Origin of the sequence: Kitasatospora sp. NPDC094016, from assembly GCF_040304045.1 — a bacterium.
Taxonomy (GTDB): domain Bacteria; phylum Actinomycetota; class Actinomycetes; order Streptomycetales; family Streptomycetaceae; genus Kitasatospora.
This window is the reverse complement of record NZ_JBEOUK010000015.1, coordinates 162,615-184,909: the sequence shown is the minus strand read 5'-3', so window position 1 is coordinate 184,909 and position 22,295 is coordinate 162,615. Positions and strand designations below refer to the sequence as shown.

Below are 22,295 nucleotides of genomic sequence, written 5' to 3'. Positions count from 1 at the left end.
ACGGCCGCATCGTCGACGAACTCCACCACCCCACCGCCGACACCGTCCTGGACCGCATGCGCCGCTTCGACGCCAAGGGCCGCACCAGCTAGAGCGTCCCGCCAGCCCCGGCGCCCCCGACCTTCGAGAACCCCCAGGACTGACACCCCCTCATGTACCGCACCGCTTTGCGCAACGTGCTGGCCCACAAGGGCCGACTGCTCATGACGATGCTCGCCGTGCTGCTCGGCACCGCCTTCGTCGCCGGCACCATGGTCTTCTCCGACACCTTCGGCAACGCGCTCAGGACTCAGAACTCCAAGAGCTACACCGACATCGCCGTCACGGTCAGCGACCGCGACGCCGCCCGCCAGGCCTACGACCACACGGGCGAGGACTCCGAGGGCCCGGCCCTCACCGAGGAGATCCGCAAGGCGGTCGCGGCGCTGCCCGGCGCCGCCGAGGCGCGCGGCGTGGTCAGCGGCTTCGCCGGCATCGCCGACAAGAAGGGCGCGCTGATCGGCAACGGTTTCTCCACCACCGGCACCAACTACGTGCCGGGTGCCGACGGCACCGACCCGCGCTACCCGCTGGTCGACGGCCGCGGCCCGCACGGCTCGGGCGAGATCGCACTGGACACCAAGACCGCCGAGAAGGGCGGCTACAAGGTCGGCGACACCGTCCGGGTCGCCGTCAACGGCCCGGTGATGAAGCTCAAGCTCACCGGCACCCTGACCACCAACGACCCGCGCGTGCTGGCCGGCGGCTCGCTGGCCGCCTTCGACACCGCCACCGCCCAGCAGCTCTACCTGAGCCCGGGCCGCTACGCCGAGCTGGACGTCAAGGGCAAGCCGGGCGCGGACGACACCGCGCTGCTCGCCGCCGTCAAGCAGACCGCCCCGCAGGGCGACTCGATCGAGGCGAAGACCGGGCGCGAGCTCGCCGCCGAGCAGGACCGGATGATCCAGCAGGGCACCAAGGTCCTGAGCACCTTCCTGATGGTCTTCGCCTTCATCTCACTGTTCGTCGGCATCTTCATCATCGCCAACACCTTCACCATGCTGGTCGCCCAGCGCACCAAGGAACTCGCACTGCTGCGGGCGATCGGCGCCAGCCGCAGGCAGATCACCCGCTCCGTGCTGGTCGAGGCACTGCTGGTCGGCCTGCTCGCCTCGGCGGCCGGGCTGCTCGCCGGCATCGGGATCGGCGCCGGCATGCAGTCGCTGGTCAGCGCGATGGACGACACCATGCCGCAGGGCTCGCTGGTGATCAAGCCGCTCACCATCGCGGTGACCCTGCTGGTCGGCGTCCTGGTGACGGTGCTGTCCGCCCTGCTTCCGGCCCTGCGCGCCGCCCGGATCGCCCCGGTGGCCGCGATGAGCTCAGTCGAGCAGCCGGCCACCCAGAAGAGCCTGCGGATCCGCAACACGATCGGCCTGCTGTTCACGCTGGCCGGCGCGGGCGCCCTGGCCGCCGGTGCCGGCGGCAAGGAGGTCAAGCTGGTCGGCCTCGGCGCGGGCGTCCTGCTGATCGGCGTGTTCGTGCTGACCCCGCTGCTGGCCCGGCCGCTGATCGCGCTGTTCGCCCCGCTGCTGCGCAGGCTCTACGGCACGCCGGGCAAGCTGGCCCAGGAGAACGCGATCCGCAACCCGCGCCGGACGGCGGCCACCGCCTCGGCGCTGACCATCGGCGTCACCCTGATCACCGCGCTGACCGTGGTCGGCGCCTCGGTGAACAAGGCCGTCGACGCGGCGACCGCGAACGACCTCAAGGCCGACTACACGGTCGCCATGCAGAACGGCTCGAAGCTCTCCCCCGAGGTCGCCGGCCAGATCGCCAAGGCGCCCGGCGTCAGCGCCATGAGCGTGATGCGCGAAATCCGGGTGACGACCGACAAGGGCGACTCCGACTACGAGTTCCTGACGGGCGTCGACGCCGCGACCATCGGCCAGCTGGCCACCGTCAAGGTCAAGGACGGTTCGGCGGACGCCCTCAAGCAGGGCAAGCTGATGATGAGCTCGGGCACCGCCGAACGCCTCGGCTTCAAGGTCGGCGACACCATGGCCGTCACCTACCCGGACAAGACCAAGGGCTCGCTCACCGTCGGCGCCGTGCTGGAGGCCAACAGCGCGCTGGCCAACGTCATCGCCCCGGACAACGTGGTGGGCCCGCACGCGCTGCCCGGCTCCGGCCCGGCGAAGGTCCTGGTGAAGGGCGCCAACGGCGCGGACGAGAAGCTGAAGCAGGCGCTGCGCGACGCGACCGGCGGCAACCCGCTGATCGCGGTCAAGGGCGAGAAGGACATCAAGGCGGAGAACCGTCAGCTGATCACCGGCATGCTGAACATGATGTACGGGCTGCTCGGGATGGCCGTGGTGATCGCGGTGCTCGGCGTGGTCAACACCATGGCGATGTCGGTGTTCGAGCGGCGCCGGGAGATCGGCATGCTGCGGGCGATCGGCCTGGACCGGATCGGCATCCGCCGGATGGTCCGGCTGGAGTCGCTGCTGATCGCGCTGTTCGGCGGCGCGGTCGGGATCGGGCTCGGGATCCTGGTGGCCTGGGCGGGCACCCGCACGATGGCGGACTCGTTCAAGAACATGACCACCGTGGTGCCGCCGCTGCAGATCGTCGGCTTCCTGGTCGCGGCCGCGGTGATCGGCCTGCTGGCCGCCCTCTGGCCGGCCCACCGGGCCGCCCGGATGGACATCCTGGGCGCGATCAAGAGCGAGTAGGCGCCCCCCCCCCCCGCAAGCGCGCCCGGAGCCCCGGACGGTCCTCGACCGTCCGGGGCTCCGGCGTATCCCGGCCCAGCCGGGGTAGGGCTGTGTCGGTGGTGCGTGCAAGGATGCTCGCGCGCACAGGGGCGAGGCGAAGGGGGCCAAGGCATGGAGACCAGCCGGTTCACGGGCGAGGACCCGCACGGGCACCAGCACGCGGTGAAGGTCGTCTCCAGGCGGAACAACACCCGGCGCGTGGTCTGCGAGAGCTGCGGCTACCGCAGATCGGCGACGTTCGGCGCGCAGGCGAAGGCCTCCGAGCACCTGTCGCAGACGCACGACGCCGGGTACGTCCGGCAGGAGTTCGCGCCGGGCCCGTGGATCGCCGCGGCCGTCGGGCTGGTCGCCTTCATCGTCTTCCTCTGCCTGTACGGGGGTTAGCGCCGCACACGACACCGCCCCGCCCGGCATGAGCCGGACGGGGCGGGCGGTTCGCCGAACGGAGGGGTCAGGCGGCCGGCTTGGCGGCGACGGGCTTCGCCTTGCCGCCGAGCAGGCCGAAGAACACGGCGAGGGTCGGCACCAGGTAGAGCAGCCAGACCACGAGCTGCAGCACCGTCGGGTCCGGCTGGAAGTTGAACACGCCCTTGAGCAGGGTGCCGTACCAGCTGTCCTTGGGGATGGTGCTGCTGATGTCGAAGGCCACGCTGTGCAGGCCCGGCAGCCAGCCGGCCTCCTGGAGGTCGTGCACGCCGTAGGCGAGCACGCCGGCCGCGACGACCACCAGCATCGCGCCGGTCCAGGTGAAGAACTTGGCCAGGTTGATCTTCAGCGCGCCGCGGTAGAACAGCCAGCCGAGCACCACCGAGGTGAGCAGGCCGAGCGCGGCGCCGATCAGCGGGTTGTAGCCGTCGTTGGTGGCCTGCACCGCGGACCAGATGAACAGCGCGGTCTCCAGGCCCTCGCGGCCGACCGCCAGGAAGCAGGTGACCACCAGGGCCGTGGTGCCCATGGCGATGGCCGCGTCCAGCTTGCCGTGCAGTTCGGTCTTCAGGTGCCGGGCGGTGCGGCGCATCCAGAACACCATCCAGGTGACCAGCCCGACCGAGATGATCGACAGCGAGCCGCCCAGCGCCTCCTGGGCCTCGAAGGTGAGCTGCGACGAGCCGAACTGCAGCACGGCGCCGAAGGCCATGCTGAGCACCACGGCGGAGGCGACGCCGATCCACACCGGCGGCAGCTTGTCCCTCCGGCCGGTCTTGACCAGGTAGGCGATCAGGATGCAGACGACCAGGCTGGCTTCGAGGCCTTCGCGCAGGCCGATCAGGTAGTTGCCGAACACGGCACTCTCCTCGGGGGGTTGAACGGGGCGGGGGATCAGCCGAAGAGCGCTTGGCCCCACCACTCCCCTGGCTTGCGGACGCCCGCCGGGCAGGCGAAGTGGGCGGAACCGACGTGCTGGATGTACTCGTTGAGCTTGTCGCCGGCCGCGAGCCGCTGCTGGAGCGGCACGAAGGCCTTGCGGGTGTCCCGCTGGTAGGCGAGGAAGAACAGGCCGGCGTCCAGGCGGCCGAGGCCGTCGGTGCCGTCGGTGAAGGAGAAGCCGCGGCGCAGGATCATCAGGCCGTTGTTGGCGTCCGGGTGGGCCAGGGCGACGTGCGAGCCGGCGGGCATCGCCTTGAGGTCCGGCGCGTCGTGCTCCTTGGCCTTGCCGTAGGGGGCGCCCTCGCCCTTGGTGCGGCCGAAGGTGTCCTCCTGGTCCTTGAGCGAGGCGCGGTCCCAGGTCTCGATGTGCATCCGGATCCGCCGGGCGACCAGGTAGGAGCCGCCGGTCATCCACTCGGGGCCGTCGCCGGGGGCGGCCCAGACGTGCTCGGCCAGCCCGGCGCCGTCGGTGCCCGCGATGTTGTGGGTGCCGTCCTTGAAGCCGAGCAGGTTGCGCGGGGTCTGGGCGTCCGGGGTGGTGGAGGAGGTCTTGCCGAAGCCGAGCTGGGACCAGCGGATGTTGACGGTGCCCATGCCGATCCGGGCCAGGTTGCGGATCGCGTGCACGGCGACCTGCGGGTCGTCGGCGCAGGCCTGGACGCAGAGGTCGCCGCCGCTGCGCAGCGGGTCGAGCTTGTCGCCCTTGAAGTTCGGCAGGTCGATCAGGGCCTCGGGGCGCTTGGCGCGCAGGCCGAAGCGGTCGACGCCGTCCTGGTCGAACAGGGTGGGGCCGAAGCCGATGGTGAGGGTGAGCCGGGAGGCGGGCAGGCCGAGGGCCTCGCCGGTGTCGTCCGGCGGCGCCTCGGGCAGGCCGTCGGCGGCGCCGGTGCCGACCTCGCGGCCGCCGGTCATCGCGGCGGCGGCCTTGGTCCACTCCTTGAGCATCTTGACCAGCGACTCGCGGGTCGCCTTCTCGGAGACGTCGAAGGCGGCGAAGTGCAGGCGGTCCTGGACCGGGGTGGCGATGCCGGACTGGTTCTCGCCGTAGAAGGGCACCTCGGCGCCGGTCTGGGCGGCCGGGGCCGGGGCCTGGTCGTCCTGCCGGGTGGCGGCGGCGACCGAGCCGACGGCGGCCGCGCCGAGCGCGACGCCCGCGCCGGCCCAGCCGATCACGGCCCGTCGGCTGACGGCGCCCCCGGCCCCACCGGCGGCAGCGGCCGGGGCGTTCGCGGTGCCCTCGGGGTTCTCGGGGTTCTCGGTGCCCTTGGCGTTCTCGGCGTCCATCGGCGGGCGGATCCTTCTCTGTGCTGACTCGCCGATGCCGTGGCGGCCGCTTCGGGCCGCCACGGCGTCGGTGGGGTGGGGACGGTGCTCGGGTGGGCTGCGGTGGTTACTTGACGACCACGGCGGCGGCCAGCTTCGACAGCGGCTCGCCCAGCGAGTTGACCGCGTCGGAGAAGGTCTTGCGCTCGGCCTCGGTGACCTTGTCGTAGGAGGTGAAGGTGCCGTCGGCCTGCTTGTACTTGGCGAGCAGGGCCTGGATCGCGGTGAACTCGGAGTCCAGGGTCTTGGACAGCTCCGGGTCCTTCTCGGCGGCGACCGGCTTCAGCAGCTCGTAGGCCTTCTGCGCGCCCTCGACGTTGGCCTGGAAGTCGGCCAGGTCGGTGTGGCTGTAGCGGTCCTCCTCGCCGGTGATCTTGTTGGTGGCGACCTCGTCCAGCAGCTCCTTGGCGCCGTTGGCCATGCTGGTCGCGGTGATCTCGGCCTCGGGGATCTTCTTCTGCCAGTCCTTGAGGTCGTTGACCAGCTGGTCGGCGAGCTTCTTCTCGTCGTCACCGATCTTGGCGTCGGCCCAGAGCGACTTCTCCAGCTTGTGCCAGCCGGTCCACTCCTGGCCGGCCTCCAGCTTGTCCTCGCGGGTGTCGGTCTTGGGGTCGACGTCGCCGAAGCTCTCGGCGACCGGCTCGGTGCGCTCCCAGCCGGTGCGCGACGGCGCGTACAGCGACTTGGCCTTCTCCACGTCGCCGGCCTTGATCGCGGCGGCGAAGGCCTCGACGGCCGGGATGGTGGCGTCGGCCTGCTGCTGGGCGTACGTGCGGTACGCGTCGACGGCGGCGGTCAGGCGCGGGTCGGCGGTGGCGGTACCGGCGCCCTCGCCGGTCACGGTGATCTTCTGGCGGATGCCGTCGCCGACCATGCCGGGCTTGCAGGCGATCTCGTAGGAGCCGGCCTTGATCTCCGCGTTGATGGTGGCCTTGGTGCCGGGGCCGATGTTCTCGCGCTCGGTGATGATCTTGTCGCCGGCGGCGTAGACGTAGACCTCGGTGGTCTTGGCGCCCTTGTTGCTGATGTCCAGGACGACGTGGCCGGCCGGGAAGCTGGTCTTGGAGACCTCGCAGGCGGTGTCGGTCGCGTTGATCTTGACCGCGTCCGCGCCGCCCGCCTTGTCGTCCTTCTTCGTCGCACAGCCCGCCAGGGTGGCGGTCGCCACGGCGAGGGTGAGCAGCGCGGCTGCGGTGGAACGGCGACGGGCGGACATGCGGGCTCCAACGGAAAAGGGCATGGGTGTGCCAGGGCGGGGCAGGGCTGAGCACCGGTGGGGGCGCCGAACCAGCGACAACCCCGCCTTAGCTAAGGCATACCTTACGTAAAAACTTTTTTACGTCCATACCCGCCCCCCCTCGGAAGCGGGCCGACCGCCCAGCCCACCCCCCTGCACACGCCCCGACCGGGACCCGTCAGCGCCCCGGCGTACGCCGCGCGGCCGCCCGGGCCGTCCACCGACCCTCGTGCCGGCTGATCCGGATCGGGTGGCCGAAGGTCACGCTGATCAGCTCGGTGGTCATCACCTCGTCCACCGGCCCGGCCGCCACGCACTCCCCGTCCCGCAGCAGCAGGGCGTGGGTGGTGCTCTCCGGCAGCTCCTCCAGGTGGTGGGTGACCAGCACGCTGGCCAGCTCCGGGTGCTGGTGGCGCAGCAGGTCCAGGCTGTCCAGCAGCAGCTCGCGGGCGGTCAGGTCCAGCCCGGTGGCGGGCTCGTCGAGCAGCAGCAGGCGGGGGCTCGGCATCAGCGCGCGGGCGATCAGGGCCCGGCCGCGCTCGCCCTGGGACAGGGTGGTCCACGCCGACTCGGCGATCGCGCCCATGCCGAGCGTCTCGATCAGCTGCTCGGCCCGCTCCAGCACCTCGGGGCCGGGCTTGCGGTGCAACTCCGGCTCGATGCTGTTGGTGTGCCCGGTGAGCACCACCTCGCGCACGCTCAGCGGCGAGCGCAGCGGGTGCCGGGGGTTGACGTGCCCGAGGTGGGCGCGCAGCTCGCGGATGTCCACCCGGCCGAGCCGGCGGCCGAGCACGTCCACCTCGCCCCGGGTGGGGTGGGAGACCGCGCCGAGCAGGGCGAGCAGGGTCGACTTCCCGGCGCCGTTGGGGCCGAGCAGCGCCCAGTGCTCGCCCGGCTCTATGGCGAGGGTGATCCCGCGCAGCAGGTGGCGGCCGTCGCGTACGACGTCCACGTCCTGGGTGCGCAGCAGCGGGCCGTCGAAGGACGGGACGGACGAGCTCATGGGGGCGGACCTCCGAGGTGCGGCGCCGGACAGGGCGCGGGCGAGGCGCCGTACCGGACGGGCCGGCGCCGACCGTCTGCGTGCAGAGTACAACCGTCGCCGCGCGCGGGGCCGGACCGTCCGAGGAGTGGACGCTCCAGAACCCTGTCACGCCGCGGGAGTTGGGAGGATGATCTGGGCATTCGGAGGGAACGAGGGGAGCGCCGATGCCGACCGACGGGGAAGCGGCCGAGGACCGGGCGGCCGACACGCTGCACGGGCTGGTCGAACTGCGGGCCGGGCAGGCACCGCAGGCGGTGGCCGTCCGCTGCGGCGATGCCGAGCTGACGTACGGGGAACTGGACGCGCGGGCCGCGGCCCTGGCCCGCCACCTGGCGGCGCACGGCCTGGCCCCGGGCGGCCGGGCGGCGGTGGCCCTGGGTCGCGGCACGCAGGTGTACGTCGCGCTGCTCGCGGTGCTGAAGGCGGGCGCCGCCTACGTGCCGCTGGAGCCGAGCGCGCCGGACGCGCTGCTGCGGCACGTCCTGGCCGACGCCGCCCCGGACCTGGTGGTGACCGAGGAGAACCACCGGGTGCGGCTCACCGACGCGGGCCCGGCGAAGATCGTCTGCCTGGACACGGCCGACCTCACCGAAGCGCCGTCCGGCCCGCCGGGGGCGCCCACCGGCCCGGCGGACCTCGCCTGCGTCCTCTACACCTCGGGCTCCACCGGTCTGCCCACCGGGGCCCTGGTCGAGCACCGCAACCTGCTGTCCGCGTACCGGGGTTGGCGCGAGGTGTACGGGCTGTCCCCGGCGGACCGGATCCTGCAGACGTCGAGCCTGGAGTTCGACGTCTTCACCGCCGACTGGGTCCGCGCGCTGGGCTCCGGCGCCACCCTGGTGGTCGCCCCGCGCAACCTCACCCTGGACCGCACCGCCGACCTCGCCGGCCTGCCCGCCCTGGTGGCCGCCGAAGGGATCACCGTCCTGGAGCTGAACGCCCGCCTCGCGCGCCGGCTGGCCGCCCACCTCGCCCGGAGCGGCGAGCCGCGGACGGGCGAGCCGCGGGCAGGCGAACCCCTGGCCGGTACGCCGCTGGCCGACGGACCCCGGGCCGGTACGCCGCTGGCCGACGGACCCCGGGCCGGCGCGCCGCTGCCCGGCGTGCGGCTGCTCACCGTCGGCGCCGAGAAGTGGTACCTGGACGAGCAGTTGGGCCTCCAGCGGATGCTCGGCGACGGGACCAGGGTGCTCAACGTGTACGGCCTCGCCGAGGCCGGCGTGGACAGCACCTACTTCGACGCGCAGGGCACGGCGGCCACCGAGGACGGCGAGCGGGTCTCCCTGATCGGCCGGCCGTTCCCCGGCACCCGGGTCTACGTGGTCGGCCCGGACGGCACCCCGGGGCCGCCGGGGCGGGCCGGCGAGATCGCGATCGCGGGCGGCGGCCTCGGCCGGGGCTACCTCCACCGGGACGACGACACCCGCCACCGGTTCGTCCGGGCGGCCTTCGACCCGGACGGCCGGGTGCTGCTGACCGGGGACATCGGCCGGCTCCGGGACGACGGCGTCCTGGAGTTCCTCGGCCGGGCCGCGCACGTGGTCGGGCCGGTCCCCTTCGCCCGCGAGGCCGCGGTGGTCTCCCGGGTCGCGGCGGCGGCCCGGGCGGAGGGCCGGCTGCGCGCCCACCCGGCGGTCCGGGAGGCGGCCGTGGTGGAGCTGGAGTTGCGGCCGGGCCGGCGCAGCCTGGTCGGGTACGCGGTGACCGCTCCGGACGCGGACGGGGCGGACGGCTGGTCGCTCTCCCAGTACCTGGCGGCCCGGCTGCCCGCCGGCGACGCGCCCGAGGCCGTCGTCCCGGTGCCGGAGCTGCCGCGCACCCGGGCCGGCAAGCTGGACCGCGCCGCGCTGCCGCTGCCGGCCCCGCCGAAGCACACCGCCGCCGGATCGGTGAAGGCGGGGGCGCGGGCGGGGAAGGGCGGCGGCGGCAAGGCCGGGGGCGGGCGCAGCGGCACGTCGAACCTGCCGGGCTGCCTGGCGCTCGGCTGCGTGGTGTTCTTCTCGCTCATGGCCTGGGTCGGCACCGACGTCTTCTTCCCCGGCGCGACGCGGCTCGGGGCGGTGCCCGACACGTACCACTTCTGGTTCGAGCTGCTCTACCTGTGCGAGAACCTCGCCTTCGGCGCCGGGGTGGCCTTCCTCTTCTTCGGCTTCCCGGCGGTGCTGCGGCAGGGGCGGTCGTTCGGGCTGTCCCTGCTCACCTACTTCTCGGTGGTGTGGCTGCTGGCCTCCTGGTGGCCGCAGGACAACCTGTACCGGCTCACCGACGCCACCGACTGGCCGCGCGAGACGGCGATGGTGTTCACCTTCAACGTGCCGCTGATGGCGGCCGCGCTGGTGGTGCTGGTCTTCCTGATCCGGCGGCCGACCGCACGGCGGTGACGGCCTGCGGCGACGGCCCTCCCTGACGATCGGTCAGCGCAGTGCCTCGAACATCCCGGCCAGCCCGTGGTGCGCGGCCGCGAGCAGCGCCTGCGCGGCGTCCAGCGCCTCGGCGCTCGGCCCGGCGAGGGCGAGACCGACGACGGGCTCCGGGTCGTGGCACGCCGTCGGGATCAACGGCAGGAGGGTGACGTCGAGCCGGGCGCAGCGCGGCCGCAGCCGGTCGAGGTGGTCGTGCAGCGCGCCCGGGGAGAGCCGGGCGCCGAGCGGCATCGCGTCCAGGGTGCGGACGAGGTGACCCGGGCCCCGCACCTGGTCGAGGCGGGCCCGCAGCATGAAGGCCACGGCCGGGCCGGTGAGCCGCAGGTTGATCTCGGTGGGGGCGAGCCGGCGCTGCCGGTCGGTGACGAAGTCCACGTCGTACCAGCCGCGGTAGCCCTCGGCGGCCAACCGCTCCCCCACCGCGAGGGCGAACCGGCGGGCCGTCCCGGCCGCGCCCCGGGGCACCGCGTCGGGGCCGACGGTGACGCCCTGGTAGCGGGTGCCGGCGACGTGCATGTCGCCGGCTCCCACCGGGTGGACGGCTCCGTCCGGGCCGACCAGCGCGTCGTAGGTGAGGTCGCGCAGCCGGGCGGCCGGGCCCGGGTCGATGTGCTCCTCCAGCAGCAGGCCACCCTGGGCGGGCAGGAGTTCGGAGCGGACCAGGCGCCGCAGCAGGGCCCGGCCGCCGCCCGCGGTGAGCAGGTCGGCCGGCTCCACCACGACGGTGCCGTAGCCGCCGACGCCGTGCGGGCTCTTCAGCACGGTGGTCAGCCCCCGGGCGGCGCGGGCGGTCAGCCGGCGGGCCGCCCGGCCCCGGCCGGCCGGGCGTTCCTGCCGGGGGACGACGATGCCCGGGTGGTCGGGGGCGAGTTCGGCGAACAGGTCGTGGGCCGCCGCCTTGGACTCGTAGCGGTGCACCGCGGCCAGTTCGGGTCCCTCGCCCTGGGCGGCGGTGCGGCCCCAGGCGACCACCGGCCGGCCGAGGGCGGCGATCCGTGCGGCCAGGGCCGGCCGTTCGGCGAGCGCCCGGGCGACCGCCCGCTCGGGCGCGACGCCGCCGTGCACCTCGACCGGGCCCCACTCCAGCTCCCGGGCCAGCCAGTCCGTCCACTCCGGGCCGACCTCGGCGGGCAGCACCAGCAGCGCGGGTTCGGGGCTGTAGCAGGCGGCCTGGCAGGCGTAGTGGTGTGCCTGCCGCAGCCGTCGGGCGCGCTGGGCGGCGTCCATGCCCGGGGCGAAGAACTGCTCGTTGAAGTCCGCGACGTTGCCCACGTGGACCGCCGCCCGCCCGCCGGTCCAGGCCGCCACCCATCCGTCCATGGGGGCGAGCCTAGGGCTTCGCCAGGCCATGCGTCAGGCGTCGGAACGCGATCGGCCATATGCGGCACGGGTGTTGATTTCTGCTCACTTTTGATTTGAACAGGACACAACTTGGCAAAGATATGACCATTCCTCTAGCTCTATCTGACTGATCGCCGTCAATGTCGGTCGCAGCTCTTTTCCCTGCAGCTACCCCGACTGGAGTCAGAGTGAGCCCCACCTCCTCCTCCCGCCGCCCCCTCGCGGCCGGAGCCATCGCGGTCGTCGCCGCCCTCGTCGCCGTCGCCGTCCCCACCGGCACGGCCACCGCCGCCACCGGCACGAGGGAGGCCGCGATATCCCAGGCCCGCGCCAACGTCACCCACAACGCGGGGGTGTTCGGCTTCGGCGCCGGCCAGGACCTCGTGGTCAAGGACGTCGTCCTCGACGCCGACGGCACCCAGCACGTCCGCTTCGACCGCACCTACCAGGGCCTGCCGGTCGTCGGCGGTGACCTGGTCGTCCACCAGGACGCCCGCGGCCGGCTCAAGGACTCCTCCCGCGCGGCCGCCCACGACGCCGCCGTCAGGTCCACCGTCCCGAAGGTGCCCGCGCAGGCCGGCGCCGCCGACGCGCTCGCGGCCGCACCCGGCGTCCAGGACGCCACCAGCACGCCCGAACTGGTCGTCTGGGCCGCCGACGGCACGCCCCGGCTCGCCTGGCGCACCACCGTCGAGGGCACCGGCGACCACGGCCAGCCGGCCGGCAAGGTGATCGTCACCGACGCCACCACCGGCGAGCAGATCGAGACCTACGACGCCGAGCACCAGGCCTCCGGCACCGGCCACTCCGAGTACACCGGCGACATCACGATCGACACCACCGCCCAGAGCGGCGGCGGCTACACCCTCAAGGACTCGGTCCGCGGCCACGTCACCAAGGACGCCAACAACGTCTCGGCGAGCGCGCTCAAGGCCGGCTCCGGCACCGCGTTCACCAGCGCCACCAACGTCTGGGGCGACGGGAAGAAGTTCTCCACCGACCGCTCCACCGCCGCCGTCGACGCCCACGCCAACACCGCCTGGACGTACGACTACTACAAGAACACCTTCGGCCGGAACGGCATCAAGAACGACGGTAAGGGCGCCACCGTCTTCGTCCACGTCGGCACCAACTGGGACAACGCCCAGTGGTCCGACAGCTGCTTCTGCATGATGACCGGCGACGGCGACGGCAGCACCGACCCCGAGCAGGTCGACCTCGACACCATGGGCCACGAGATGACCCACGGCGTCACCAGCGCCACCGCCAACCTGCGCTACAGCGGCGAGTCCGGCGGCCTCAACGAGTCCACCAGCGACATCTTCGGCACCATGGTGGAGTGGTACGCCAACAACAAGGTGGACACGCCCGACTACCTGTTCAGCGACCAGTCCACCCCGCCGTGGCTGCGCCGCTTCGACAAGCCCTCGCTCGACGGCCGGTCGGCGGACTGCTGGAGCAGCTCGGTCGGCAAGCTCGACGTGCACAACTCCTCGGGCGTCGGCAACCACTGGTTCTACCTGGCCAGCGAGGGCAGCGGCAGCAAGACCATCAACGGCTACACCTACAACAGCCCCACCTGCAACAACTCCACGGTGGCCGGCATCGGCAACCAGAAGGTCGCCAAGATCTGGTACCGCGCGCTGACCGTCTACATGACCTCCACCACCACCTACAAGGGTGCCCGCACCGCCTCCCTGAGCGCGGCCAAGGACCTGTACGGCCTCAACAGCACCGAGTACAAGGCCGTCGCCGCGGCCTGGAGCGGCGTCAACGTCAACTGACGCGCACGGTCCGGCGCGGCGGCCCGGGTGACCCGGGCCGCCGCGCCCCCGACCCCGCTCAGCCGGGCGGTGCGGACGCGGTGCCGGTCAGCAGGGCCTCGCGGACGAGCTGGACGGGGTGCCAGGCGTGGCGCTCCGTCCCGTGGAGGATCTGCTGGCGACAGGACGCGCCGGTGGCCACGATCACGGTGTCCTCGGGTTCGGCGCTGACGGCGGGGAAGAGCCGGTCGTTCCCCACGGTCATGGACACCTCGTAGTGCTCGCTCTCGAAGCCGAAGGAACCCGCCATCCCGCAGCAGCCGGCGTCCAGTTCGACCACCTCGACACCGGGGATCCGGTTGAGCAGGGCGACGGTGGCGGCCGTACCGACCTCGGCCTTCTGGTGGCAGTGGCCGTGGTAGAGCAGTCGGCGACCGGCCGGCCAGGCCTCGGGGCTCAGCCGGAGGCGTCCGGCGTCGATCGCCTCGGTGAGCAGTTCCTCCACCTGCCGGACCCGGCCCGCGAGGTCCTTGACCACCGGGTCGTCCGGGTGCAGGGCCAGGTGTTCGTCCCGCAGCGTCATCAGACAGGACGGCTCGCAGCCGGTGACCGGTGAGTCCGGGGCTGCCGTCGCGGCGATGGCACGGGCGAAGTCGGCCGACTGCCGCTTGGCGTCGTCCAGCAGTCCCTTGGACAGGCTCGCGCGACCGCAGCAGCCCTGCGCCGCCAACCGGACCCGCCAGCCGGCCAGTTCCAGCAGTTCGACGGCGGCGCGGCCGATGGCCGGCTCGGTGTAGGTGGTGAAGGAATCGGCCAGGAAGGTCACCTCGCCGAGGGGGGCCGACGGGGCCGCACCCTCGTGCTGCCGGAACCACCGCAGCAGGTCGTTCCGCGCGAAGGCCGGCAGCGGCCTGGCGGCGGTGATGCCCAGCCTCCGTTCCAGCAGTCGGCGGACGAGCCGGCTGCGCCCCGGGAGGTTGGAGAGCGGCGCGGTGGCCGAGCCGAGCCGGTTGAGCAGACGGATGGCGCCGAACACCCGGGATCTGAGCGGCACCCCGTGCAGGTCGTGGTGGTGGGAGAGGGTCTCGGCCTTGAGCGTGGCCATGTCGACGCCGAGCGGGCACTCGCTCTTGCACGCCTTGCACATCAGGCAGAGGTCGAGGATCCCGTGCAGACGCTCGTCTCCCAGCGCCTGCCGGGGGTCCGGCTCGGAGAGCGCCTTCACCAAGGCGTTGGCGCGGCCGCGGGTGGAGTGCTCCTCCTCCCGGGTGGCCATGTAGGAGGGGCACATCGTGCCGGTGGCGCTCTTGCGGCACAGCCCGATGTTCATGCACCGGTCGGCCGCCCCGCGCATGCCGCCGAGCACCTCGAAGGAGAGCCGGGTGCGCAGTTCGGGCGCGGGCGGCAGGGCCGGGTCCCGCAGGTGGTCCGTCATGGCGGGGGCGTCGACGATCTTGCCGGGATTGAAGAGGTTCCGGGGGTCGAAGAGCCGCTTCGTACCGCGCATCGCCTCGTAGAGGTCCCGCCCGAAGAGCAGCGGGTTGAACTCGCTGCGGGCCAGGCCGTCGCCGTGCTCGCTGGAGTTGACGCCGCCGTACTCGGTGACCAGGTCCCGGATCTCCTCCGCGACCGCCCGCATGGTCGTCACCTGGGCGGGATCGGTCAGGTCCACGAAGGGGCGGATGTGCAGGCAGCCGACCGAGCAGTGCCCGTAGAAGCCGGCCGCCAGGCCGTGCCGGTCCAGCACCTCCTGGAAGCGGCGGGTGTAGTCGGCGAGGTGGACCGGGTCGACGGCGGTGTCCTCGACGAAGGCGAGCGGGCGGCGGGTGCCCTGGCCGGCGGCCATCAGCAGGCCGAGGCCGGCCGAGCGGACCTTGAGCAGGGCCTCCTGCTGCTTCGCGGTCACCGCGTGCAGGGTGTGGTAGCCGTGGCCGTGCCGGGCCCACCGGGCGGTGAGCCGCTGGAGCCGGCCGCGCAGTTCGCCCTCGTCGTCCCCGCTGAAGCTGACGAACAGCAGCGCCCCGGGATCGCCCGCCAGGATGCCGCCGAGCGGGGCGTACTCGATCTTCCGCCGGGAGAGTTCGAGGATCGTCCGGTCCATCAGCTCCACCGCGGCGGGTTCGCAGGCGAGGGCGTCCTCGGTCGCGTCGACGGCCCCGGCGACGGAGGTGAAGTGGCCGACGGCGATGACCGTGTGCGCGGGCCTGGGCACCAGGTCGACCAGGGCCCTGGTGGCGATGACCAGGGTGCCCTCCGAGCCGACGACGAACTTGGCGAGGTCGAAGGGGGCGTCCTCGGCGCCCTCGCGGACGAGCCGTTCCAGGCGGTACCCGCCGGAGCGGCGCCAGAACTCCGGCGTGCCCTCGGCGATGGCCCGGGCGTTGGCCCGGACGATCCGCGGGAGTTCGCGGTAGACGGCGCCTTCGAGGGTCGGCAGGGCGGCCCGGCGGCGGTGCTCCGCCGCGTCGACCGGGGCGAGGTGGGCCCGGCTGGCGTCGGAGAGCACGACGTCGAGCTCCCGGACGTGGTCGATGGTCATCCCGTGGCGCAGCGATCCGCTACCGCCCGAGTTGTTGCCGATCATGCCGCCGATGGTGGCCCGGTTGGCGGTGGAGGTGTCGGGGCCGAACACCAGGCCCGACGGCGCTGCCGCGCGGTTCAGTTGGGCCTGGACGACACCGGGTTCCACCAGGGCGGTACGGGCCTCGGGGTCCAGTTCCAGGATGCGGTTCAGATGGCGGGAGAGGTCCAGGACGAGCCCGGGGCCCACGGTCTGCCCCGCGAGGCTGGTGCCCGCGCCGCGTGGCACCAGCGGTACACCGTGTTCGGCCGCCGCGGCGACCGCGGCCTGGACGTCGTCGGCGTGCCGGGGCAGGACCACGCCGACCGGGGTGATCGCGTACATGCTCGCGTCCCGGGAGTACAGGTGCCGGGTGTAGTCGTCGAAGCGGACCTCGCCGTCGAGGTCGCGGCGGAGCCGCTGCGCCAGTGCGCGGGTGTCGCCGTCGCGGCTGCCGTTCTCGGGTCGGGCGGCGCGCTCGGGGCCGCGGCCGGCCGTCGAGGCGTCGGAACTGCTCGCTGTCATGTCCGGTTGGCTCCTCTGTCCGGTGGTGCCGAGGCGTTCACGGTCGGCGGAGCACGTCGAGCGCCGCGCCGAGGCCGGCCGGGTCGATCGGCACCCCGGCGAGCTCCAGGCCCAGCTGCACCCCGGCGAGGGTGCCGATGAGGGTCAGGTCGTTGAGGTGGCCGAGGTGGCCGATCCGGAAGACCCGGCCGGCGAGCCTGCCCAGACCGGCGCCGAGCGACATGTCGTAGCGCTCCAGGACGAGTTCGCGCAACCGGTCCGCGTCGTGGCCCTCGGGCAGCAGGACGGCGGTGAGCGAGCCGGAGTACTCGCGTTCGTCCGCGCACAGGACCTCCAGGCCCCAGCCGTGGACGGCGGCCCGGGTGGCGGCGGCGTGCCGGGCGTGCCGGGCGTGGACGTTGGCGTGCCCCTCGGCGTCGAGGATCCGCAGGGCCGCGTCCAGGCCGTAGAGCAGGTTGATGGCGGGGGTGTAGGGGAAGGAGCCGCTCCTGTTCGCCTCGATGACCGGCGCCCAGCTCCAGAACGACCTGGGCAGGCCGGCGGTGCGCGAGGCGACCAGCGCCTTGCGGCTGACGGCGTTGAACCCCAGCCCGGGCGGCAGCATCAGGCCCTTCTGCGAGCCGGACACCGTGACGTCCACGCCCCACTCGTCGTGGCGGTAGTCGAGGCAGCCGAGCGAGGACACCGCGTCGACCAGCAGCAGCGCCGGGTGGCCCGCCTCGTCCAGGGCCCGGCGCAGTTCCGCGATCCGGCTGGTCACTCCGGTGGAGGTCTCGTTGTGGACGACGCACACCGCCTTGATCGTCCGGTCGGTGTCCTCGGCGAGTCGCCGCGCGAGCACCTCGGGGTCGGCGCCGTGGCGCCAGTCGCCGGGGACCAGGTCCACCCGCAGGCCGAGGGCCTGGGCCATCTCCTGCCAGAGCGTGGCGAACTGCCCGGTCTCGAAGCAGAGCACCCGGTCGCCGGAGCTGAGGGTGTTGACCAGCGCGGCCTCCCAGGCGCCGGTCCCGGAGGCGGGGTAGATCACGACCGGGCCCGAGGTGCCGAACACCGGCCCGATCGACGTGAGCAGACGGCGCGTCAGTGCCGCGAACTCGGGCCCTCGGTGGTCGGTCGTGGGAGCCGCCATCGCCTGCAACACGGGGTCGGGGACGTTGGTGGGGCCCGGGATCTGGAGGAAGTGGCGGCCGGTACGGAAGGACATACGCGTCGAACCCCCTTAAGGGTTGTGCCGTGTGACGGCACGTCGTATCGTGGAGCGGCATAGCGGAGCGTAGGCGCCACCTTCGAAGGGGGTCAAGGATGCAGAACGTGCTCAACGCACTGCGGGTACTGGAGGAGGTCGCCGCGCGCCAGCCGATCGGTGTCGCGGAGCTGGCGCGGGCCATGGACCTGCCGAAGAGCTCCGTGCAGCGGGCGCTGCTCACCCTGCACACGGCGGGGTGGCTGCGCCAGGCCGGCGGGGCGCCCACCCGGTGGCTGGTCACCGCCAAGGCGCTCCAGGTCGGCCGGCAGGCCACCGGCGAACTGGGCCTGCGCGACGCCGCCGTGCCGGTGATGGAGGAACTGCGCCGGCAGACCGGCGAAACGGTGCACCTGGCCGTGCCGGAGGGCGGTCGGGTGATCCTGGTGGAGCGACTGGAGACCAGCCAGCCGGTGCGGATCGTCCTTCCGCTCGGGCAGGACCTGCCCGCCCACGCCTCCGCGAACGGCAAGGCGGTGCTCGCCGCGAGCCCGGCCGAGGCCCTGGAGAGCTACCTCGCCGAGGGGCTGGCCCGCTACACCGACACGACGATCGTCGAACCGCGGCGACTGCTGGACGAGTTGGCGGAGATCCGGCGCCGGGGCTACGCGACCAACAGCGGCGAGTGGCGTTCCGACGTCTCGGCGGTCGCCTCGGCGGTCATCGGGGGCCTCGGGCTGCCGGTCGCGAGCATCAGCGTCAACGTCCCCGCCAGCCGGGCCACCGACGCGTCGCGGACGGAGCACGGAGCCCTGGTCAGCGCGGCGGCGAAGCGGCTCGGCGTCGCGCTCGGAGCGCGCGGATGACGGCGAACTCAGTCTGCCTATAGCCTTCTTGACGGTACGTCAGGGCCGACGCTCCCGATCCGGAGCCCGCCCCCCGACCCCTTGACGGCGGTATCGGCGCATCCCATGCTTGGCGCCTGATGGAACTCGGGTTCCATGATGCGAAAACGTGCGTGCGCCGATCGTCCGTACTCGGGTGGATCGAGCGTTCTCGCCGTCGCGGTCATCGCCGACTGGAGAAAGCGAGACCCACCCGTGTATCGCCAAGTCCCCGACCCGCTCGGACACCCCGCTCTCGCCGCCCTGCTCGCGGCGACCCCCCTCCTCGTCCTCCTGGCCCTGCTCGGCCTGGTACGCCTGAAGTCGCACTGGGCCGCCCTCGCCGGGCTCGCCACCGCCTTCCTGATCGCCACCGCCGGCTACGGCATGCCGCTCGGCCAGGCCGCCGACGGCGCACTGGAGGGAGCCGCCTTCGGGCTGTTCCCGATCGTGTGGATCATCCTCGGCGCGGTGTGGATCAACCGCCTCCAACGCGCCTCCGGCCACTTCGACGTCATCGGAAGGACCTTCTCGTCCCTCTCCGGCGACGTCCGGATCCAGGCCGTGCTCATCGCCTTCTGCTTCGGGTCGATGATCGAGTCCCTCTCGGGATTCGGCACCCCCATCGCGGTCACCTCGCTCATCCTGCTCGGCCTGGGGCTGGAGCCCCTGAAGGCCGCCGCCGTCGCGGCCTTCGCCAACACGGCACCGGCGGCCTTCGGCTCGGTGGGCAACCCGATCCAGACCCTGGCCAAGGTCACCTCCCTCCCCGGCGCCGACCTCGGCGCCATGGTCGGCCGCCAGTCCGCCGTCATCGCGGCCCTGGTGCCGTTCGTCCTGCTGCTCCTCCTCGACGGACGCCGAGGGCTCCGGGAGGTGTGGCCGGTGGCCCTGGCCGCCGGAACCGGCTTCGCCGTCGGCCAGTTCCTCTGCTCGAACTACCTCACCTACCAGCTCACCGACCTGGTGGCCTCACTCACCTCGCTCGCCTCGGTCATCGTGCTGCTCAAGGTCCGGGCGCGGCGACACGGCCACGCCGCCGGAGCGGAACCCCGCGCGACGCGCGTCCCCCGGCGGGACACCGTACTGGCCTTCCTCCCGTACGCGATCATCACGGCGCTGTTCACCCTGGTGTCCTACGGCGGGCCCCTCGCCCGCTTCGTGAAGGACCAGGACGTCTCCTTCCCCTGGCCCGGCCTCCACGTGACCAGCGCGAGCGGCCGACCCGTGGCGGTCACCACCTTCGACTTCGGCTGGCTCGGCGCGGCCGGGACCCTGCTCCTCGCCACCGGCGTCCTGACCGCGCTCATCCTGCGGGTGCCGGTACGGCGGGCACTGCGCTGCTACCTGGACGCGCTGCACCAGATCCGCTGGGCGGCCCTGACCATCGCCTGCGTCCTCGCCCTCTCCTACCTGATGAACCTCTCCGGAATGGCCGTCTCCATCGGCACCTGGCTGGCGGGCCTCGGCGGTGCCTTCGCCCTGTTCTCCGGCTTCACCGGCTGGTTCGGCGTGGCCCTCACCGGATCCGACACCTCCTCCAACGCGCTCTTCGGCGCGATGCAGGTCTCCGCCGCCCAGCACATCGGGCTCTCGCCCCTCCTGGCCGCCGCGACCACCAGCACCGGCGGCGTCCAGGGCAAGGCCGTCGCGATGCAGAACCTGGTCATCGCCGCGAGCGCGGTCGGGACGTACGGGCGGGAGGGGGAGGTCCTGCGCAAGATCATCGGCTGGAGCCTGGCCGTCCTGGCCGTCCTCTGCCTCCTCGCCTGGCTCCAGTCCACCCCGGTCCTCGGCTGGATGGTGCCGTGAACGAGTGGCCGCCGCGCCGGTCGGCCCGTTCGGCGCGGCGGCCCCGCTCGGCGGATCGGCCCTGTACGACGGACCGGCGTCGGCCCAGGCGGCGGGTCAGCCCAGTCCGCGGGTCAGCCCAGGCGGCGGATCGGCTCGCCGGCGAGGTAGGCCGCGATGTCCTCGACCGCCTCGCCGTAGTAGCGGCGGTAGTTGTCGCGCGACACGTACCCCAGATGCGGGGTGGCCAGCAGCCTGGGCGCGGTGCGCAGCGGGTGGTCGGCGGGCAGCGGCTCGACGTCGAAGACGTCCACGGCGGCGCCCGCGATCCGGCCCCCGGTGAGCGCGGCCAGCAGCGCGTCCTGGTCGACGATCGCCGCCCGGGAGGTGTTCACCAGGTACGCCCCGGGCTTCATCAACGCGAGTTCGGCCTCGCCGAGCAGTCCCCGGGTGCGCTCGCCCAGGGCGAGGTGGATCGAGACGAAGTCGGCGCCGCGCAACAGCTCCTCCTTGTCCGCGGCCCGGCCCACGCCGACCTCGGCGGCCCGCCCGTCCGTGAGGTTCTGGCTCCAGGCCAGCACGTCCATGCCGAAGGCCAGTCCGACCCGGGCGACCAGGCCGCCGATCTTCCCCAGGCCCAACAAGCCGAGCACCCGCCCGTGCAGGTCGGCGCCGACGGTGCTCTGCCAGGGGCCGCCCTCGCGCAGCGCCGTGCTCTCCGGCACGATGCCGCGGGCCAGGCCGAGCAGCAGCGCCCAGGTGAGTTCGACCGGCGGGGTGGAGGAGCTGGCCGTCCCACAGACCGTCACGCCGTGCGCCTCGGCGGCCGCGTGGTCGATCACCGAGTTCCGCATGCCCGAGGCGACCAGCAGCCTGAGCCTCGGCAGCCGGGCGAACAGCGAGGCCGGGAACGGCACCCGCTCGCGCAGGGTCACGACGAAGTCGAAGTCGGCCAGCGCGGCGGCGAGTTCGTCCTCCGACCCGAAGTGCTCGGAGAAGGCGGTCACCGCCACCCGGTCGGAGACCGGGGACCAGTCGACGATGCTGGTGGCGACGCCCTGGAAGTCGTCGAGGACGGCGCAGCGAAGGGTCCGAAGTGTCATGCCCGCACTCTCCCAGACGCCGATCGGCGCCCGGCGCGCCAGGCCCGGTCCGAGCCGCGGGCCTGCGGGATCGGCCCCGGGGGCGGACCGGCCCCCGGTCACGCCACGGCGGGCCGGCCGGTCGGCCTGGCCCTCGTCCCGGTGGCGAGCGCCAGACCGAGCAGGCAGCCCGCCACCAGCCCGGCGCCGTGGTTGTTCCGCAGCACGCACAGGAACAGACCGGCCGCGGGGATGAGCAGCAGGTACCAGGTGCCCTTGAAGGTGAGGCCCAGGGCGCTCCCACGCAGCAGGCAGATGACGGCCAGGGCGCCGAGCAGGCCGCAGACGGCCACGGAGTCGCCGCCGCCGCGCGGCGACCAGCCCGCCAGGCTCACCACGTGGGCCAGGACGCCACTGGCGAGGAAGACGGCCAGGGTCCGCCACCAGCCGAGGACCGACTCGGCGACGGCGCCGACCACGAGCAGGGCCGGCAGGTTCATCGCGATCTGCGCGATCCCGGAGGACTGCACCAGCAGGGCCGTCCCGGCCCGCCACCACTGCCCGTCGGACAGCGCTCCCGGCTGCCGCATCAGATCGTCGACCAGGGTGGGCACGGCGTACTGGAGCACGGCCATCACCGCCATCAGCGCGAACAGTGCGAGGGTGGCCCGGGGCCGCCGCGCCAGGGCGGCCCGGACCACGGCGAGCACCTCGCCCGGCCCGGCGCCCGCCGGAGCTCCTGCTACCCGGCCGGCGGCGGCGCCGGCCAGCACCAGCGCTCGCAGTCCCACGCTCACCACCACGGCGGCGCTCGCGTACAACCCGATCTCGTGCGGCGACATCGCCGACCCCCCGTTCACCCGACCTCGGACGCTTCCGCCCGTCGACGCGCCCATCATTCCGGCCGGGCGGGGCCCCCACCAGGGCGGGTGATCATGGAAACGGCATGACGGTTGTCACAGTCCGGACCGCTCCGCCGTCACCTCCGCCCCTGCGGATTCTGCGAGGATCCGT

At 73.2% G+C, this 22,295-nt stretch carries 15 protein-coding genes and 1 pseudogene; 7 read left to right on the top strand and 9 right to left on the bottom strand.

Features of this window, described 5'->3' with window-relative positions; translation table 11 throughout:
• The 3 genes and pseudogenes from ABT015_RS17195 to ABT015_RS17185 form a co-directional block, all read left to right on the top strand.
• Positions 1 to 92 (top strand): annotated as a pseudogene (locus ABT015_RS17195) (ABC transporter ATP-binding protein); the annotation flags it as partial.
• Positions 93 to 152: 60 nt separating this feature from the next.
• On the top strand, positions 153 to 2,714 hold the full coding sequence (locus ABT015_RS17190) for an ABC transporter permease (RefSeq protein ID WP_350879860.1): 2,562 nt from the start codon (positions 153 to 155) through the stop codon (positions 2,712 to 2,714).
• Between the two features lie 153 nt (positions 2,715 to 2,867).
• Complete coding sequence (locus tag ABT015_RS17185) at positions 2,868 to 3,140, top strand: hypothetical protein (RefSeq protein ID WP_350879859.1); 273 nt, start codon at positions 2,868 to 2,870, stop codon at positions 3,138 to 3,140.
• A gap of 67 nt (positions 3,141 to 3,207) precedes the next feature.
• Here the strand turns inward: ABT015_RS17185 and efeU are convergent, their stop codons facing one another.
• The 4 genes from efeU to ABT015_RS17165 form a co-directional block, all read right to left on the bottom strand.
• Positions 3,208 to 4,041 (bottom strand): iron uptake transporter permease EfeU, encoded by an 834-nt coding sequence (efeU, locus tag ABT015_RS17180; RefSeq protein WP_350879858.1) that lies wholly within the window; start codon positions 4,039 to 4,041, stop codon positions 3,208 to 3,210.
• Between the two features lie 35 nt (positions 4,042 to 4,076).
• Positions 4,077 to 5,408, bottom strand: a complete 1,332-nt coding sequence (gene efeB, locus ABT015_RS17175) for an iron uptake transporter deferrochelatase/peroxidase subunit (RefSeq protein ID WP_350879857.1) — start codon at positions 5,406 to 5,408, stop codon at positions 4,077 to 4,079.
• Between the two features lie 106 nt (positions 5,409 to 5,514).
• Positions 5,515 to 6,663, bottom strand: a complete 1,149-nt coding sequence (gene efeO / locus ABT015_RS17170; protein WP_350879856.1) for an iron uptake system protein EfeO — start codon at positions 6,661 to 6,663, stop codon at positions 5,515 to 5,517.
• A gap of 199 nt (positions 6,664 to 6,862) precedes the next feature.
• Positions 6,863 to 7,687, bottom strand: coding sequence for an ABC transporter ATP-binding protein (locus ABT015_RS17165; protein WP_350879855.1), 825 nt, complete (start codon positions 7,685 to 7,687; stop codon positions 6,863 to 6,865).
• Between the two features lie 206 nt (positions 7,688 to 7,893).
• Here ABT015_RS17165 and ABT015_RS17160 point away from each other — a divergent pair, with 206 nt between their 5' ends.
• Complete coding sequence (locus tag ABT015_RS17160) at positions 7,894 to 10,110, top strand: AMP-binding protein (RefSeq protein WP_350879854.1); 2,217 nt, start codon at positions 7,894 to 7,896, stop codon at positions 10,108 to 10,110.
• A 33-nt stretch (positions 10,111 to 10,143) separates the two neighbouring features.
• Here the strand turns inward: ABT015_RS17160 and ABT015_RS17155 are convergent, their stop codons facing one another.
• Positions 10,144 to 11,472 carry a hypothetical protein gene (locus ABT015_RS17155; protein WP_350879853.1) on the bottom strand — a complete coding sequence of 443 codons (1,329 nt, stop codon included), beginning with the start codon at positions 11,470 to 11,472 and terminating at the stop codon, positions 10,144 to 10,146.
• Between the two features lie 209 nt (positions 11,473 to 11,681).
• Here ABT015_RS17155 and ABT015_RS17150 point away from each other — a divergent pair, with 209 nt between their 5' ends.
• On the top strand, positions 11,682 to 13,277 hold the full coding sequence (locus tag ABT015_RS17150) for a M4 family metallopeptidase (protein WP_350879852.1): 1,596 nt from the start codon (positions 11,682 to 11,684) through the stop codon (positions 13,275 to 13,277).
• A gap of 58 nt (positions 13,278 to 13,335) precedes the next feature.
• Here ABT015_RS17150 and ABT015_RS17145 read toward each other — a convergent pair whose 3' ends face one another.
• Positions 13,336 to 16,341: an FAD-binding and (Fe-S)-binding domain-containing protein gene (locus ABT015_RS17145; RefSeq protein ID WP_350879851.1), complete on the bottom strand. Its 3,006-nt coding sequence runs from the start codon at positions 16,339 to 16,341 to the stop codon at positions 13,336 to 13,338.
• A 37-nt stretch (positions 16,342 to 16,378) separates the two neighbouring features.
• Positions 16,379 to 17,545: a pyridoxal-phosphate-dependent aminotransferase family protein gene (locus ABT015_RS17140; protein ID WP_350879850.1), complete on the bottom strand. Its 1,167-nt coding sequence runs from the start codon at positions 17,543 to 17,545 to the stop codon at positions 16,379 to 16,381.
• A gap of 98 nt (positions 17,546 to 17,643) precedes the next feature.
• Between ABT015_RS17140 and ABT015_RS17135 the strand changes: the two genes are divergently transcribed.
• Both ABT015_RS17135 and ABT015_RS17130 read left to right on the top strand, forming a co-directional pair.
• Positions 17,644 to 18,390: an IclR family transcriptional regulator gene (locus tag ABT015_RS17135; protein WP_350879849.1), complete on the top strand. Its 747-nt coding sequence runs from the start codon at positions 17,644 to 17,646 to the stop codon at positions 18,388 to 18,390.
• 234 nt (positions 18,391 to 18,624) lie between these two features.
• On the top strand, positions 18,625 to 20,220 hold the full coding sequence (locus ABT015_RS17130; RefSeq protein ID WP_350879848.1) for an L-lactate permease: 1,596 nt from the start codon (positions 18,625 to 18,627) through the stop codon (positions 20,218 to 20,220).
• Between the two features lie 113 nt (positions 20,221 to 20,333).
• Here the strand turns inward: ABT015_RS17130 and ABT015_RS17125 are convergent, their stop codons facing one another.
• A complete protein-coding gene (locus ABT015_RS17125) occupies positions 20,334 to 21,302 on the bottom strand; it encodes a D-2-hydroxyacid dehydrogenase family protein (protein WP_350879847.1) in 969 nt (322 codons plus the stop codon).
• A gap of 98 nt (positions 21,303 to 21,400) precedes the next feature.
• Positions 21,401 to 22,123 (bottom strand): rhomboid family intramembrane serine protease, encoded by a 723-nt coding sequence (locus ABT015_RS17120; protein ID WP_350879846.1) that lies wholly within the window; start codon positions 22,121 to 22,123, stop codon positions 21,401 to 21,403.
• Positions 22,124 to 22,295 lie beyond the last annotated feature (172 nt).

What these genes read in the sequence shown, in the direction of transcription:
- efeO (WP_350879856.1), bottom strand. Translation starts at nt 6,663, where the DNA reads ATGTCCGCCCGTCGCCGTTCCACCGCAGCCGCGCTGCTCACCCTCGCC.
- ABT015_RS17145 (WP_350879851.1), bottom strand. Translation starts at nt 16,341, where the DNA reads ATGACAGCGAGCAGTTCCGACGCCTCGACGGCCGGCCGCGGCCCCGAG.
- ABT015_RS17135 (WP_350879849.1), top strand. Translation starts at nt 17,644, where the DNA reads ATGCAGAACGTGCTCAACGCACTGCGGGTACTGGAGGAGGTCGCCGCG.
- ABT015_RS17165 (WP_350879855.1), bottom strand. Translation starts at nt 7,687, where the DNA reads ATGAGCTCGTCCGTCCCGTCCTTCGACGGCCCGCTGCTGCGCACCCAG.
- ABT015_RS17185 (WP_350879859.1), top strand. Translation starts at nt 2,868, where the DNA reads ATGGAGACCAGCCGGTTCACGGGCGAGGACCCGCACGGGCACCAGCAC.
- ABT015_RS17140 (WP_350879850.1), bottom strand. Translation starts at nt 17,545, where the DNA reads ATGTCCTTCCGTACCGGCCGCCACTTCCTCCAGATCCCGGGCCCCACC.
- ABT015_RS17190 (WP_350879860.1), top strand. Translation starts at nt 153, where the DNA reads ATGTACCGCACCGCTTTGCGCAACGTGCTGGCCCACAAGGGCCGACTG.
- efeB (WP_350879857.1), bottom strand. Translation starts at nt 5,408, where the DNA reads ATGGACGCCGAGAACGCCAAGGGCACCGAGAACCCCGAGAACCCCGAG.
- ABT015_RS17125 (WP_350879847.1), bottom strand. Translation starts at nt 21,302, where the DNA reads ATGACACTTCGGACCCTTCGCTGCGCCGTCCTCGACGACTTCCAGGGC.
- ABT015_RS17155 (WP_350879853.1), bottom strand. Translation starts at nt 11,472, where the DNA reads ATGGACGGATGGGTGGCGGCCTGGACCGGCGGGCGGGCGGCGGTCCAC.
- ABT015_RS17160 (WP_350879854.1), top strand. Translation starts at nt 7,894, where the DNA reads ATGCCGACCGACGGGGAAGCGGCCGAGGACCGGGCGGCCGACACGCTG.
- ABT015_RS17120 (WP_350879846.1), bottom strand. Translation starts at nt 22,123, where the DNA reads ATGTCGCCGCACGAGATCGGGTTGTACGCGAGCGCCGCCGTGGTGGTG.